Origin of the sequence: Shewanella sp. ZOR0012 (genome assembly GCF_000798835.1) — a bacterium.
Lineage (GTDB): Bacteria > Pseudomonadota > Gammaproteobacteria > Enterobacterales > Shewanellaceae > Shewanella > Shewanella xiamenensis.
On the sequence record NZ_JTLE01000094.1, the window covers coordinates 3968774 to 3984893 of the forward strand.

A 16120-nucleotide genomic window follows, 5' to 3' on the forward strand; every position below is an offset into this window, starting at 1 on the left:
ATAACACTTAGGCATAAAGAAAATTACCATGTTGTATATTAAAACGAATAATTATAAATGTTTAAAGGTGTTCTCTGCCTATTGGACCCTACTGGTGAGTCTGGCTTTGTTACCGATCCAGACGGCGATTGCAGGGTCTCAGTCGATCATGATTACCGTCTCAAAGGGATTTGGTTTATCGCTCTATGCTTCCGATCTTGGGGATGCCAAACAGCTTGCGATGGGGGCAAATGGCACCTTATTTGTCGGCTCCAATAAGAGTGGCACAGTGCATGCGCTTGTTGATAGTAATCAAGATGGTCGTGTAGACAAGCGTTATGTCATCGCCAAGGGGTTAGAGTCTCCCGATGCGATCGCGTTCCATAATGGTGATCTGTTTGTGGCAACTGAAAACCGAATTGTCCGCTTTATTGATATCGAGCAGCGCTTACGCCGTCCAAGTCGTCCTAAAGAGATTTATAGCGATTTACCAGAGTCAGATAAGAAAAGTGCACGAGCGATGAATTTTGGTCCTGATGGCAGGCTCTATGTCTCTATCGGTGCACCTTGTAACGTGTGTGAAGCTAGCGCGCCCTATAGCAGTATTATTGCGATTAATGTGGATACCGGCGCCAGTGAGCAAATTGCGTCAGGAATTCGCGATGTGACAGGTTTTGACTGGTCTCCTCAAGACGGCAAATTGTGGTTTGCCGATCAAGGACGCGATTGGATGGGCGATAACTTACCCCCCGATGAGATTAACCGCATCGATGTGGCGGGCAGCCATTATGGCTTTCCGTATTTACACGCATCATCCGTGGTCGAACCTGCCTATGAAAAGCCAAAAAATTTAAAAATTTCTGTACCGATATACGAACTGCCTGCACACGTTGCACCAACGGGACTGGCATTTTACCGTGGTAAGCAATTCCCAGAAATCTATCATAACCAATTGTTTGTTGCTGAAAATGGTTCTTGGAACCGTTCAAGCAAAGTCGGTTATCAAATCGTCATGTTGAAGCTTGAGAATCAACAGGTGGTCAGTCGCGAAACCGTAGTGAGTTTTCTCGACGGTGAGTTTCCTGTCGCCCGCCCCTATGGATTATTGTCCGGTGAAGATGGGGCCATGTACATCTCGGATGATTTGAAAGGTAACCTGTATCGACTGTTCTATAGGGATGGCGATAATACTGAAGAACCACAGGAACTAGAAGAAAATGAGTGACGCAATCAAGTTAAGCTTGGATGGCGTAGAGCAGATGCCATTGCGGCGCTTTACCGAAGAAGCTTATCTGAATTATTCCATGTACGTCATTATGGACCGAGCCTTACCCCATATTGGTGATGGCCTTAAACCCGTACAACGACGGATTATTTATGCTATGAGCGAGCTTGGTTTATCGGCTCAATCAAAGCATAAAAAATCAGCTCGTACAGTGGGTGACGTATTAGGTAAGTACCATCCCCATGGCGATAGTGCCTGCTATGAGGCGATGGTGCTGATGGCGCAGCCATTTTCATATCGTTATCCACTCGTAGATGGTCAAGGAAACTGGGGGGCACCAGACGATCCTAAGTCATTTGCAGCAATGCGTTATACCGAGGCGCGCCTGTCGAAGTTTTCTGAGCTGTTATTATCTGAGCTGGGACAAGGTACGGTTGACTGGGGGGCAAACTTCGATGGCACGTTAAAAGAGCCCAAAGTGCTGCCTGCACGTTTACCCCATATTTTGCTCAACGGCATCACTGGTATTGCGGTGGGCATGGCGACAGATATACCGCCACATAATGCTAGAGAGTTAGTGAATGCCTGCGTTGCGCTTTTGGACGATCCGAAACTCGACCTTGCGCAGTTGATGGCCTATGTGCCAGGGCCTGATTATCCTACAGAAGCTGAGATCATCACCCCGTCTGCCGATATTGCCAAAATCTATGAAACTGGGCGGGGCTCCTTAAAAGCCCGTGCGGTTTATACTGTCGAAGCCGGTGAAATAGTGATCACCGCGCTACCACATCAGGCGGGTAGTGGTAAGATTTTAGAGCAGATTGCTGCTCAAATGCAGGCGAAAAAATTGCCTATGGTTGCTGACTTGCGTGATGAGTCTGACCATGAAAATCCCGTTCGCTTAGTGATTGTACCGCGCTCAAATCGCGTCGATTGCGATCAACTGATGGCGCACTTGTTTGCGACTACCGATCTTGAGAAAAGTTTTAGGGTAAACCTTAACGTACTGGGCCTTGATGGTCGTCCAAGAGTTAAGGGCCTAAAAGACTTACTCACCGAATGGCTTGAGTTTCGTGTCGATACCGTAAGACGTCGCCTAGAATATCGTTTAGATAAAGTGTTGGCGCGTTTACATATCCTTGAAGCGTTAATGATCGCTTTTCTCAATATTGATGAAGTCATTGAGATCATTCGTTTTCATGATGAGCCCAAAGCGGAGTTGATGGCGCGTTTTAACCTGACAGACAAGCAGGCTGAGGCCATCCTCGAGTTAAAATTACGCCATTTAGCTAAGTTAGAAGAATTTAAGATCAAGGCTGAGCAGGACGAACTGGAAGCTGAACGTGAAAAGTTAGAGCAATTATTAGGTTCTGAACGCCGCTTAAAAACCTTAATAAAGAAAGAATTAATCCAAGATGGTGAGACCTATGGCGATGATCGCCGCTCTCCTATTGTAGAACGCCATGAGTCCCGCGCCTTAACAGAGCAAGAGCTTACCCCGAGTGAACCTGTGACTGTGGTGTTATCAGAAAAAGGTTGGGTGCGTTGTGCTAAGGGCCATGATATTGATGCCGAGTCTTTATCCTATAAGGCGGGCGATCAATATCTCTGTAGTGCCATCGGGCGCAGTAATCAGGTGGCAGTGTTTATTGACTCATCCGGTCGCGCCTTTGCCACCGATAGTCATAGTCTGCCATCGGCTCGTACCCAAGGTGAGCCCATTACTACGCGCTTTAATATGGCATCTGGTGAGACCATGCAGCATGTTATTTTGGGGGAAGACGAGCAATGCTTCCTCTTAGCAACCGATGCGGGTTATGGGTTTATTTGTACTTTCAATGACATGGTGTCTCGTAATAAGGCGGGTAAAGCGCTATTGAGCTTACCGACGAATGCCAAGTCTTTACCACCCAAACCGATTGATCGTAATCGAGAGATGTCTATCCTTGCCATCACCAATGAAGGTCGTATGCTACTGTTTTCATTGGAAGCATTGCCGCAATTATCTAAGGGTAAAGGTAATAAGATTATCGGTATTCCAAGCGAGCGCGCTAAAAACCGTGAAGAGTTAATGACACATTTACAACTTGTGCCAGCAGATACTCCAGTTACCTTGTGGGCGGGTAAGCGCAAACTCACACTTAAACCAAGTGATTTAGAGCATTATCGCGGTGAGCGCGGACGTCGTGGGGCAAAATTACCACGTGGATTACAGCGTGTTGATAGTGTGGAATTAGGCGAAGGTGCTGAGGTCTTGCCTAGCATTTAACTGTGAATTTGAGGCTGCGTAAGAGGTAGCCAGCACAAGTTATCAAAACCGTTAATCAAAGCCACTCAAGTTTCACTGGAGTGGCTTTTTTATTCTCAGAGTTATGCGCTACAGAGTCACTTTTCTTAAATACAAGGCATAAAAAAACCTACCGCTTGCGGTAGGTTTTTATTAGCGAATATCCGTAATAAGGATATTAGAAGTCGTAACGTACACCAACAGAGAATACGTTGTCGTCTTGTAGGTCTACTTTGTTACCTGCTACGACATGGTCACCACGGTACATTGCGTATTGACCGTATACCATAGTTGATTTAGAGAAACGGTAGTCAGCACCCACGTTGAAGTTTTGTACGCTGATATCGGTACCTTGAGTGATGATGGGTTTACCAGCACTATCTTTGCCTGTGGTATTTACGTTTTTGTAATAGCTACCAAATCCAGTATCATCAAAGCCGTATTCAGCTTTCAGGTTAACACCGTTTAAGGTATAAACAACGTTAACAAAGTAGGTATTACCGTCTTTGTCACTGTTTACGACATCTTCAGATTGTTGGAATAAACCACCCACTTTGAAATCGCCAAATTTAACTTGTGCTACACCACGGTATGCGTCAACACCCGCAATACCTTTGTTATAGGCAACCGCTAAATAGTAGTTTTGATCTTTGAACTTGCTATCACCTAGAGTAAGGCTCAATGCATAATCGTTTGAACTATCTTTACCTTCAGCTGAAGTTGCAGCTTCATTATCATCAATTAGATAAGTTGCATTTAAAGTGATTAGATCAGCAATTTTTGGAGAGTAATACGATACACCATCTGCGCTACGGGTCTGCGCGCTAACTAAACGGTCGATATCGGCGTTGGTGTTACCAAATACGTCTACGTTACCTTCTGCTTGTTTGAATACAGTGTCATTACGACCCACTAATACAGTACCTGCATTAGTTTTTAAACCGAGGAAAGTGTTACGAGCTTTGAACACATCACCTGAGCCAGAAGTGTTTTCAACTTGGAATTCCATTTGATAAACAACATCATAGCCATCAGCGATCTTCTCGGTACCTTTAACACCTAACAGTGAGAAGTTATTTTCTAAATAGGTACCAGCATTGTTTTCATCAGCATAACTTGCTGCTAAGCCGTTGGTGCCAGTTTGTAGAGTCGCACCAGTATCAGTATAGGTTGTTGCAAGCTCTAAACGACCATAGAAGCTTGGGCCTTCGGCTAGCGCACCGAATGAAGCCAGCGCTAATACTGATGCAACTGATGCAGAGATGAATGTCTTTTTCATGTTTTGTGCTCCCTCGAACCTAAGTTCTTATCCATTTTTCATGGTTTTTGTGTGGTTTAACACGTTTGTTACAGAAATAAGTAACAAAGTTGCCGCCGATTTTTACAGTTTTATGCCTTGCAGGCTGTGTCATAGATCAAGTTTTTAGCTCTCCTTGTCTGTATTCGGGGTTTTTTAGGACATTTCCCTATCACTTGACCGAAAATCGGCGTGTAAGAGATAAAACTGTATTTTTGGCATACTACTAAAGAGGTATGCGAAGTGCCGTAGCATATACAGACCGGCGGGCCTAACTGTAGCATATACTAATGTTGTCGCAAGTTTGTCATATACGCGTGAGTTGGTGTTATTGGGTACCGAGTACAATAAAAAAAACAAGTAAAGTTACTTTTTAGCAACAAAACACCTGCGAGGTTGTTGTTTAATATATTTAAAATCAATTGCTTAGTTGATATTACTGTTCTATTATTTAGATATTGTATTAACTCAGCTAGCATAAGCATTAGTTCAATGCGATAGCCATCATCCTAGACCATAGTATTAGGACGTATTGAGGTTTTGAGTGTGAATTTTGTTCGTTCTGGCAAGCTTGTGCTTGCGATACGAGGAATGATTATTGACGAGTAAAGCCGTCAATCAACGTGGGTTTAGCGCTTACATTTGCATTCGTGCAAACATGTCTGCTCAGTGCCTTAGGAAAGCCAAGTGGTTTAATTTAATATCTAGCTGCATCTTTTAGCTCATGGGTTGAGTTTGATTTCGGTTTTTGGCTTAAATCGTTTAGAATCTTCGGCGCATTTTTCATGCATTATGCTGCGTTGGTAAGTGTTTCTCCTCCTTCTCGTTGCGGCCGGGTTCGCTAGATATAAATAAGGTAAGTATTGATGACTGAAGCCTATCAAAATCGCTTTGGTGGCATAGGCCGCTTGTACGGGCAAAAAGCGCTTGCGAAATTTGCAGCATCTCATGTCGTGGTAATTGGTATTGGTGGTGTGGGCACTTGGGCGGCTGAGGCATTGGCAAGGAGTGGTATTGGTCAAATTACCTTAATTGATTTAGATGATATCTGCGTGACCAATACTAACCGTCAAATTCATGCGCTTACCTCAACTATTGGCGATTCTAAGGTTGCAGTTATGGCCAAACGGATCCGCGAGATTAATCCTGATTGCCAAGTCAATGAAGTAGAAGATTTTATTACGGTCGACAATCTGGGTGACTATTTACTAGGTTCTCAGTCAGGCGGCAATATTGATTATGTTGTTGATTGTATTGATGCGGTTAAACAAAAAGCAGCGCTTATTGCTTGGTGCAAACGTCAAAAAATCAAGATAGTGACCGTAGGTGGTGCTGGTGGGCAAGTTGATCCAACACAGATCCAACTGACTGATTTGGCTAAGACCTATCAAGATCCGTTGCTTGCAAAAGTGCGTAATATTCTCCGCCGTGAATATAACTTCTCCAAAAATGTACAACGTCGTTTTGCTGTGGATGCCGTTTTTTCTAGTGAACAGCTCGTTTACCCTCAAGCTGATGGCTCGGTTTGTAGTACTAAAGCCACCGCCGATGGTAGCATGCGGATGGATTGTGCTTCGGGGTTTGGTGCTGTGACTATGGTCACTGGTACTTTTGGATTTGTGGCGGCGAGCCGTGTCCTTTCTCGGTTGGCACAATTAGCTAACGAATAATCCAATTTGTATGTTTTATTGTTCTAAATATTTTCAAATAGTGAACTCGTGGTGAGTGGTTATCTTAGGCGCATCGCATTGGTTAAGAGGAATGCGAATGTTAAATTGCGCGCCGCCAAGTGAAGAGTCTGCTTGATAGCTCATTGAACCTTTTAACAAGGTGACTGCATTAAAGGCGGCGGATAAACCTAATCCTGTGCCGCCTTTACTTCTATTGGTGGTAAAGAAAGGCTCGAACATATGTTCAGCGACTTCGGGGGGGATTGCGACGCCATTATTTTGGATGCTGATATTCACAAAACCCTGCTCAATACTGGCGGAGATTTGTATCTGATTATCTTCTCGGTCTTGAAATGCATGGGTATAAGCGTTGGACAATATATTACTGACGATTTGGTTTAATAGACTCACATTAGTTTGAATATTTAAGTTGGGATCGACTTGTAGGTCGGTTTTTGCGTTGAGTTTAGGATGCATTATCAAGCTAGACGCTAAAATCTCTTTAAGCTGCCTTTGCAGATTGATGCACTGATGCTCTTCGTGGCTGCGGTCGATAGCAATAGTCTTGAATTTTTGAATTAGGCTGCTGGCTTTGGTGATATTACGAACTATAAGCTCACAGCTTTGTTGATACTCGTCCAAAATCGCATTGATTTCGTCGAGTGTCGCGTGCTCACTATGGATAAGCTCTATGAGTTCTTCTATATGGTTTAATTGCGCGCTGGCCGCCGTTAAGCAAATACCAATGGGGGTATTAATTTCGTGCGCCACACCAGACACTAACCCTCCTAAGGCGGCCATTTTTTCCTGTTCAACTAACACCTGTTGTGCGCGCTTTAGAGCGGCTAAGGATTGCTCTAACTCTTGGGTTCGCTCTTTAACTTGTCTTGCTAGTTCTTCCTTATAACTACGTTCGAGTTTCAGTAAACGCTCTCTATCTTCTAATGCTGTTTGTAACTCGGCTTTAGAACTTTTCAGTGCTTCAAATGAGCTGCGAAGTTGCCCTTGCATGCTGTTAATCGCATCAGCAACTTGTTTAAACTCATCGATTTTCTCCTTACGTTCAAATTGAAGGGGTTCGAAGTCCGCGTCTAAGTTAATCCGTTTGCAGTATTTACTGAGTTTATCGAGATGTTTAGTGATGTTGTACCAGACTAAAAATAGAATAAATCCAGCGACTAAGAAGGTTTTTATGCCATTGGAGAGTAAAATAAGGATGGCTTTATCGTAAAGGCGGTCATAAATGGCATCCATGTCTACTTGTACTTCTAAAGTACCAACGTTGATATTGTCGGTCGGTGATTTATACACCAGAGGAAAGATTTTATTTAAAGTATGAGTTGGTTTTGGGGTTCCTCCGTTCCACGACTGGCCACTATCATCTTTGATTGAAATGTAGTTAATATCAGGTAGTTGGATGAGACCATTCAGTTGGGTGTTAATCAGTCTTTCATCTATTACCCAAATACTTGCAGCTAATACATCGAGGTTAGCTTTCTCGATATTAGAAAATACCCGATCAATCCGACTAACATCGCCCCGATAATCGCTAATGAGTTGGTAGGCTGTCGTCATTAGCGTGATTAAGGAGCTGAATAGCACAATTGACAAGGTGAGGTGCCTACCAATCGGGCTTTTTATAAATTGACTGAAGAATGTCAGCATCTTAAATAATCTTTATCTGATAGCAAGTTGGATGCTTATAAGCATAGACTCAAGCTTAAAAAATTTCGCATGTTATCCCAGTGAAAAATCCCTCAATATTGAACAAAGCAATGGCATCAAACTTGCTTGGTCTTGGCTAAGTTCAATTTTTTGTCACTGGGATAACACTATGATTAAACTCAAATTCGATTCAGTGAAGTTGTTTAACCCTAAGAAGGTAATGTTTCGGGTTATGCTGTGGCTAATGGTGAGTTGTGCGGTTTTATTGGCGATGCCGTCAAATATTCTTACTTTGCTGGCACTGGATAAGTTTGTACCCGAGCACGCACATTTTGTCGGGCTTGGACTTATTATCTCGATCGCGTATTTTTTAACTCAGTTATTGAACTTGGGATTAGATGAGTCGATTCGTCATTTAAGTGATAAGCGCATCACCGAGACCATTGAAGCAAAAGTTAATTTGCTGGATCGTGCAGAGCGAGCATTATTACGAGAATTCTTTTTGCAAGGAGCCACTATTTTGACATTGCCGCAAAACGAACCCGCGGTAAAAAGTTTGCTCAGTGCGTGTATCCTCGAATGTTTAGGTAATGAACGTCATTACGCAATCCAAGGGCCCACAGCAGACTATAAAATTTCGATGAAAGCACGTATCTACTTAAATCGGGGCGTTTTACGTTTACCAGCAGGGGAACCAAGTGAAGAAGAAATGCAACATCTGATTAAAGCGCGCCCGCAGTTTCTCAATGGCTTAGTTCAAAACCGTAAACACGCAGCTTAAGTGTAGCGTTGGCTCTAACGCGAAATTACAGGCATAAAAAATGGGGGTTAATGGAACCCCCATAACAACGTGCAATTTTTACAAGCTACAATGAACAGAATAACAATTTGGAAGCAAAAACTACGATTGTTGCGCTGACTTCACGATAAACATCCAAGTGATATAAGAAATTATCCCTATAGTGCTAAAGATAACGATCATTGAAAGTAAACCAATTGGGTTACCGAACATTAAATCTAACCAAAATGCCATGATTGAAATCCTCTTTCTTGTGAAGTCATCCATACACTAGCGCTCTTACTGTCAGCAAATACTGATCCTGATCAATAAAAAATCGACGTCCTAAAACAATCTTGTAACCAAAGATTAACCCTGTGATCTACTTCAAATTTAGCGGGTGATGAAATTTTATCAAACTCAATCTTTTGGGCTTTGTTTCTTACTTCATTCGGGACTAGTCTTAAGAGTAGTAACTATTAAGTGATACCAAGAACAAGGTATTTGCTAATCCGTTTTAGCATTGATTGAAGTTAGACTGCATTTTTGAAGGAGCCAAAAATGGCTAGCACCACTGTTAAAAAGGGCACTATGGGATATGGTATTATTTTCGCTCCTATGGTCTTACTTTTATATCCCCTTTATTGTTTGCTTAGTAGCGCGCATTGGGTTGCAACCTTATGTTTAATCGCACTTGCCCTTATTCTATTTTTTAACATTAACAAACTTATCCGTAATCTGAGGCACCTCGAGCGTGCGGCTCATCACTTGGGTGACGGTGATTTGAGTTACCAGCTTGATGAGAAAGATGCGGGAGTGTTTCACACTGTCGTTCACAGCATCAATCGCATGGGCGAAGATGTGAGTCGTACTATTCTATCTCTAGTTGATACCAGCGAATGGATGAAGAAGGTCGCCACCGACATAAAGACGATTAGTGAGCAGGCAAAACAAGGCGTTTTGGAGCAAGAACGTCAAACCGAGCTTGCGGCAACGGCCATGACCCAGATGGTTTCAACCGTACAAGAAGTGTCACACAATGCGGCTAATACCGCGCAAGCCGCTGATATTGCGCAGACTTCAGCTAAACATGGTGATGAAGTCATGGGCGCTATTGTCAATAAAATCAGCGATATGACTTCGCAAATTCACCAAACAAAAGCAGTGATTGAACACCTTGCCGCCGATACGAATAGCATTAGCAGCATTATTGAGACTATCTCGCAAGTGGCCGAACAAACCAACTTATTGGCTCTTAATGCGGCGATTGAGAGTGCCCGAGCGGGTGAGCATGGCCGTGGATTTGCGGTTGTTGCCGATGAAGTCCGTAATTTGGCAAAACGTACCTCAGAGGCGACCGCCGAAATTCAACAGCAGATAACCGCATTACAAAAGGGCGCTCAACAAGGGGTTGAAGTGATGTTAAAAAACGTCACTATCGCCGATGAAACCGCCTTGATGGTAGAGAAAGCGCATCAATCTTTGGGTGAAATTGTCACTCACGTTGAAAGCATTACGGATATGTCTCATCAAATTGCCACTGCATCGGAAGAGCAGCATGCAGTTGCAGAGGAAATTAACAAAAATATCAACGCGATGACTGAATTAGCGTTGAAAAATGCACATCATACTAATCTAACCAATCTATCTAGTCTTAAGGTTTATAATATGTCTCAGGAGATTGGTTCACTGCTACATCGTTTCCATGTGGATAAGCAGCTATTTACCTCTAATCAAGCCCAAAGCCAACTATTTGTAAAATGGGGGCCAGAACTTGATATCGGTATGCCGGAGATTAACCGCCAGCATCAACGCTTAGTCTCTCTTGTTAACGAATTGCACCGTACCTTAAGCGAAGCCTATGGCCTCGAAGCGATTAAACGGATTGTTCAAGGACTTGTGGATTACACCGCGAATCATTTTTCCTATGAAGAAGAGTTGTTTGCTCGTTTTGGATACCCACAAACTATTGCCCATAAGGAGAAACATGCGCAGCTTGTTGGTCAAGTGCTTGATTTTCAAAAGCGGGTTGGTAGAGGTGAAGATGTGGCTGACGAGTTAATGGCATTCTTAAAATCTTGGTTGGTTAACCATATTCAAAAAAGTGACAAGGAATATACGCAGTTTTTACTTTCCCATGGCGCTGAGTAGATTAAGATGCTGTTTTAAGAGTCATCGAGCAATATGCAAGGTAAAATTAATAGACGCCGGATTTTTGAGCGGTTAAAACTAATTTGCCAACAAGGTCTTTAAAAGGGCTTGCCATTGTCTTTGGCAAAGGTATAATTCCCAGCACTAAAGCCAGCTAGTTGTTTTTATTAGCTCTAAGTATTGATAATGCCAGAGTGGTGAAATCGGTAGACACAGCGGATTCAAAATTCACTGTGTTACAATATCAAATTCACTAAGCTGTTGATTAAAAATGTTAATTGAAAATGATTAACACGCAAAGACGATGCAAAGATTTGCAAAGTTTTTGAAGCTCCAAAGTTGTGCCAGAGTGGTGAAATCGGTAGACACAGTGGATTCAAAATCCACCGCCCTTAAAAGCGTGACGGTTCGAGTCCGTCCTCTGGTACCATACAAATAGCCGACATTAAGTCGGTTTTTTTGTGTCCAAAATTCAGCATTGTTAGATACTTACCGCTTTATGTCCAGCTTTTTGTTGGTACACATATGCCCTTCAAGATCCACCACTCCGCACATACCGATTAGGTTAGATCTTTAATCGTCGTGGTTTTCCCATTTTCCATTACCGACTTGATCCCGTTGTCCCTTGCTGCGGTACTCGAATACATTTGGCTGGTGCCAATGATCTGATGGTTCGCGGCTTTTAGGTTGAAGTACGGCTTATCGTTTTTCGCCACTTCTTTGGTATATCGGGCTTCGATAGGGGAGTTGGTTTGAACGGATTCGATACCATTCATGGCACCACTCTTACCCGTGTAGAGTTCGCTGGTGAGGATGACTTCTCCGTTACCAGCCTTAAGCACAAACTTAAATTGATCGTTACTGCTTTTGCTTAATTCATACCATCCTGACATGGAATTGCTCCTTCTTCTTTAAGGCATTGCATAGCGCAAGCGAGGAAACCATTTCCTGCTCGAGCCTCAGTCTAGCCGACTTTAACTGATTTGATATGTGCCGATGCCACATTTTGAGTGTTTTGAAGGTTAGTCCGTCGAAATGCTGACATTAAAAACGTCCATTTCCTGCCAGTAACACAAGAAGTTTTGCTCCCAAATTGGGTAAAGCTCTGCTGCCGCTTCAATGACTAATAAGCCACTAATGGACTGAAACACGCCGCAGCTAAAATCAAAGTCCAACTCTTTTACTAATTCCCATTGCCCCGCATAGCCGACATAGCAAAAGTCGGTGATGTAGCATAACTGCCATTGGTCAGCACCTTTCTCTAGCCTGATTTCCACGGGATGAAAGCCGCCCGTTTGTGGACTGTAATCAGGGTCGCGAAAGTTAATGGTGACAGCGTTGCTATCAATATTTTTCACGAGTTCTGCCAGTGCTTTGGCAAAGACAGGTGACACGGGTAATGGTAGGTCGGTATTAATGGTTTTCATTATTTAACCCTCAAAAGTGGCAAAACAAAGGGGGCATCGTGTCCCCCTGTTGTTGGTATGGAATGTGGGTGAGGTGAGTTGTCACTTACTGGCTTTCGAGCTGGCTTTATCGGTGGTGGGCTTATCAGTGGTGGCCTTCTTACCTATCTTGGGTGCAGGGGCGAGTAACTGCTCGTCTAACTCGCCTTTCTCCACCGCATCAATCACCACCTTAATTACCGCTGGCAAGTTGGCCTTTGCACCCACATCAATAGCAGGGCAACCTTTTTCCAGTTCGATGGGTTTGTTACTAATCCGCACTTCAAAGTAGTAGTGCTCGTTGCTGTCATAGAACCAAGGTCGGACGATGTAACGGCGGCGAATTTTCTTACGCTCACCAGTCTCAGGGTCTTTAACCGAGCGCTCTTTGTAGGCTTCAAATTCACGGCCTTCAATCATGCATTCGGCTAGAGACAATTGCTGGTCTAGCTTATCGAGTAGCTTCATTCGTTTGCCGAGCACAGGTGGCTTAGGGGCAATTTCAGGGCGAGCGATTACCTTGAGAGAACTCAATACAGTGGTCATGGTGTGTTTCCTTTAGTGGTGTTAGCGGATAAATCCGATACGGGGTTGCCCTTGTTTGCGGCTGTTCTCAGTGGTGAGTAGCGCAAGGGCTGTTGCGCGGTGGTCGCGCTTGGGTTCAAAACGTTGGCGTCTTGCTAAGATGGCAAAGTCGCCGGGCGTTAATTGGTTTAGGCTGCTTAGGGTTGAGACTTCTTCATGGGTCAGGCGTTTAATGCCAAGGACTTGCCGATACAGCGCTTGGCGTTGGTCACTCGTTAAATAGTCACACACCAACTTGAAATCAAAGCGGCGCATGACCGCACTATCAATACTGGCAAGCGCATTGGTTGCAGCGAACACGGGCAGGGTGTTGCACTCAAGCTGTGACAGCAACTCATTAACGAGCTGCACTTCATGCAGCGCTTGAGCGCTATCGCGTTTGCTGAGCAAGCTGTCGACTTCATCAATGAGCATCAGCTTTTGCTGTTTGTGCGCTTCTCTGAAGAGCCTAGCGATGTTCTGCTCGCTGTCCCCGACATACTTACTGAGTACGTCAGAGCATTTGATGTGCATCAGCTCAAAGCCGTGGGTGTCGGCTAAATGATGTACCCATGCTGTCTTGCCTGTACCAGGGGGACCACTCAGCATCACCCTAATCGGCATGGCCTGCTTAACCGCATGATTAATCGAGGCCAGCATATCATCGGTAGTCATACTTGCCGCATCATCACCGCCTTTGAAGTTGACCATATTGCTGTCGAACGCCAGTTCCCCTTGATACTTTGGCGGTGGTGCTTCTTCACCACAGGCTTCTAAGGTGGCATCAATCACTTCATCAATCAGGACTTCCGCCTTTGCACCTTTGAGTTTGAGTGTCATCGCCACATGAGCAGCATTACCAACCATGGCGGGAGTGACATTAGGCTTCTCTGCCAGTAGCAGGTGATAGTCCTGTGATACCTTAAGCGGTGTTAGTAAGTGCTGATTGATGGCATAGGCAAAGGGTTCATCGGGTACAGGGACTTCCATCACCAACTTAAAACGGCGAATAAAGCTGGGTTCTAACAAGCCAACATGGTTGGTTATCCAAATGGCAGGGACAGGGTTTTGCTCTAACGCCTGCATCAATTGTTCTTTGGAATACTGTTCATCGGCTTGCACAAATAATGCTTCACACTCATCGACCAATAACAAGCTGTCATTGCTGTGAGCCAGTAGACCTTGTAACAAGTTCAGGTGAGCAAGGCGTATGCTGGTTGCCTTTGCAATGTTGTCATTTCGGTATTGGCTCTCGATTAACTGCTGGCTTTGGACTTCCAGTAGATTACGCTTAATCGTCTTTGCCAATGTCCGAGCCAGCTCCGTTTTACCTGTACCTGCTTTGCCATAGAGCAGGATATTGATGCCTACCGAGGGCTTTTGAGTAATGGCCGCAAGGTAGTTAGCCAGTAAGTCAGTGTTCACATGCCCAAATTGCGACAGACTAAATTGTGGCTCGGGGCTTTTGCTGAGCATGGGGGCTAAGAAGTCGACCGCGCTGGTTAACTTCTGCGACACTAAAATGGATACCAGTACGCTTGGGAACAGCAATCTGTAAGGTGCATCCAAGGTCGCTTCTGCAATGAGTTGATAGCGCTCGAACACCGCTAACTGCGACAGGATGACCTCTAAATCAAGGGTTGTCTTAGCCTGTAGCATGCGTTCAAGTACATCAAAGTCATCATCAATCAGGAACTCGGTTAACTCCCTGAGTCCAGCATTGGCATTGATGACAATCAAGAACTCAACTACAGGTTGCATCTGCGGCATTAAGCCAAACAACTGACCAAGAAACTGCGCGTTATGCTTTACCGTTGCAGTGTTGAGCGGTGCGCGGTCCTTGCTCGGTAGCTTGAGTGATGCATCCTCTAGGCTCAGGCGAAGAAACGGCTCTATCTGCTCGCCTGTGATTGCGCCCAGTATCGAGGATGGCACTTCCTTATCGACAGTTATGAGGGCAAAAATCAATGCTTCACTAAACTGCGAGGCGAGGTAGTGGCAATGATTGGCGCGCCATTTACGGGGGGATTTTGCACGCTTTAGCATCTTGTTTTCCCGCCCCGTTCGTTCGGTGCTGACACATAGTTCAGGGTGGCAGCGGCTTCACGCATAAACGCATCACCGCGTTTGTCGTAAATAGTGGTGGTACTGATATCCGCATGGCCAGCCATTTGGCGCACGGTGTTGATATCGACGTTTTGCTCCAGTAGCCGAGTAATAAAGGTGCGGCGTAAATCATGGGGTGATGCACCCACAACACCAATCGCTTCCAGTTTATCTTTGACTAACCGATAGAGCGCATCCCGACTCACGGGGCGGTAATGGACCATAATGCCAGTCGTGCGACAGTGGCAAATGAGTGGTCCTGAGTGCATCTTGCGCACGTTGAGCCAAGCGATGACATGCTGTTCAACCCAATCGGGTAAGAACAGAATACGGCTCTTGTTGCCTTTACCTGCAACCACCTTAATCGTTGACGTTGCACTGTCATAATCGGCGAGTGTCAGCGCCGCAAGCTCACTACGGCGCAGCCCCGTTCCGAGGAACAGCGCAAAGATAGCTAATGTACGAAGTCCATAAGTGTCTTGGCGTTTGGAAAGTAAGGCGAGTAGCTTAGTGACTTGCTCAGCACTCAGTGGATTACCCTGATGGGCACCGTGTTTCATGTTTGCGATGCTATTGATATGCGCGACTTGCTGCATATCAGCTTCACCCATTAAGGCCGCGACTTTAACGATACTCTTAATCGCGGTCATCGCTCGGTTAATCGAGCGCGCCGACCACTGCTCGTGGATTAGCAATGCGCGTATCTGCATCGCTTGTTGATAGTTAATGCTGCTGAGTTGCTTGCCTATCGCTTCGTCAGGCCAGTCCATTAGCTGTGCAATGCTGCGCATCTGCGAAGCAATTGAGCGCTGACTATTGGGCGCAAGACGGCTCAAATAGAGCGCATAAGCAGTCGCTGTAGTCATAGATAACTCCAGTAAGAATAGATTGATATGTTGCTAGGGGATTGAAACAGAAGGGAATAGTGATACCACACTGTAAGAGTATGGTAT

Annotated in this window: 13 protein-coding genes and 1 tRNA gene; 6 read left to right on the forward strand and 8 right to left on the reverse strand. The window is 44.7% G+C overall.

Features of this window, described 5'->3' with window-relative positions:
* Positions 1-28 precede the first annotated feature (28 nt).
* Both L976_RS19095 and parC read left to right on the forward strand, forming a co-directional pair.
* Complete coding sequence (locus L976_RS19095) at positions 29-1204, forward strand: PQQ-dependent sugar dehydrogenase (protein ID WP_037422162.1); 1176 nt, start codon at positions 29-31, stop codon at positions 1202-1204.
* A complete protein-coding gene (gene parC, locus L976_RS19100; RefSeq protein ID WP_037428012.1) occupies positions 1197-3473 on the forward strand; it encodes a DNA topoisomerase IV subunit A in 2277 nt (758 codons plus the stop codon). The genes L976_RS19095 and parC overlap by 8 nt, the downstream gene beginning before the upstream one ends.
* A gap of 196 nt (positions 3474-3669) precedes the next feature.
* Here parC and L976_RS19105 read toward each other — a convergent pair whose 3' ends face one another.
* Positions 3670-4770: a porin gene (locus L976_RS19105; RefSeq protein ID WP_047539343.1), complete on the reverse strand. Its 1101-nt coding sequence runs from the start codon at positions 4768-4770 to the stop codon at positions 3670-3672.
* An 884-nt stretch (positions 4771-5654) separates the two neighbouring features.
* Here L976_RS19105 and tcdA point away from each other — a divergent pair.
* Complete coding sequence (gene tcdA, locus L976_RS19110) at positions 5655-6458, forward strand: tRNA cyclic N6-threonylcarbamoyladenosine(37) synthase TcdA (protein WP_047539345.1); 804 nt, start codon at positions 5655-5657, stop codon at positions 6456-6458.
* Between the two features lie 33 nt (positions 6459-6491).
* Here the strand turns inward: tcdA and L976_RS19115 are convergent, their stop codons facing one another.
* Positions 6492-8123 (reverse strand): sensor histidine kinase, encoded by a 1632-nt coding sequence (locus L976_RS19115; protein ID WP_047539347.1) that lies wholly within the window; start codon positions 8121-8123, stop codon positions 6492-6494.
* Between the two features lie 169 nt (positions 8124-8292).
* Between L976_RS19115 and L976_RS19120 the strand changes: the two genes are divergently transcribed.
* Positions 8293-8904 carry a superinfection exclusion B family protein gene (locus L976_RS19120; protein ID WP_047540754.1) on the forward strand — a complete coding sequence of 204 codons (612 nt, stop codon included), beginning with the start codon at positions 8293-8295 and terminating at the stop codon, positions 8902-8904.
* A gap of 120 nt (positions 8905-9024) precedes the next feature.
* Here L976_RS19120 and L976_RS22490 read toward each other — a convergent pair whose 3' ends face one another.
* A complete protein-coding gene (locus L976_RS22490) occupies positions 9025-9156 on the reverse strand; it encodes a DUF3149 domain-containing protein (RefSeq protein WP_011715898.1) in 132 nt (43 codons plus the stop codon).
* A gap of 306 nt (positions 9157-9462) precedes the next feature.
* On the opposite strand from L976_RS22490, the gene L976_RS19125 reads away from it, so the two are divergent.
* Both L976_RS19125 and L976_RS19130 read left to right on the forward strand, forming a co-directional pair.
* Positions 9463-11052, forward strand: coding sequence for a bacteriohemerythrin (locus L976_RS19125; protein ID WP_047539348.1), 1590 nt, complete (start codon positions 9463-9465; stop codon positions 11050-11052).
* A gap of 343 nt (positions 11053-11395) precedes the next feature.
* A tRNA-Leu gene (locus tag L976_RS19130) sits at positions 11396-11482 on the forward strand.
* 130 nt (positions 11483-11612) lie between these two features.
* On the opposite strand, the gene L976_RS19135 is transcribed toward L976_RS19130, so the two are convergent.
* The 5 genes from L976_RS19135 to L976_RS19155 form a co-directional block, all read right to left on the reverse strand.
* Complete coding sequence (locus L976_RS19135; RefSeq protein WP_025007863.1) at positions 11613-11945, reverse strand: YegP family protein; 333 nt, start codon at positions 11943-11945, stop codon at positions 11613-11615.
* 129 nt (positions 11946-12074) lie between these two features.
* A complete protein-coding gene (locus tag L976_RS19140; RefSeq protein ID WP_047539351.1) occupies positions 12075-12479 on the reverse strand; it encodes a DUF2787 family protein in 405 nt (134 codons plus the stop codon).
* 81 nt (positions 12480-12560) lie between these two features.
* Positions 12561-13043 carry a hypothetical protein gene (locus L976_RS19145; protein WP_047539354.1) on the reverse strand — a complete coding sequence of 161 codons (483 nt, stop codon included), beginning with the start codon at positions 13041-13043 and terminating at the stop codon, positions 12561-12563.
* A gap of 21 nt (positions 13044-13064) precedes the next feature.
* Complete coding sequence (locus L976_RS19150; protein ID WP_047539356.1) at positions 13065-15107, reverse strand: AAA family ATPase; 2043 nt, start codon at positions 15105-15107, stop codon at positions 13065-13067.
* Positions 15101-16033 carry a tyrosine-type recombinase/integrase gene (locus L976_RS19155; protein WP_047539357.1) on the reverse strand — a complete coding sequence of 311 codons (933 nt, stop codon included), beginning with the start codon at positions 16031-16033 and terminating at the stop codon, positions 15101-15103. The genes L976_RS19150 and L976_RS19155 overlap by 7 nt, the downstream gene beginning before the upstream one ends.
* Positions 16034-16120: the final 87 nt, after the last annotated feature.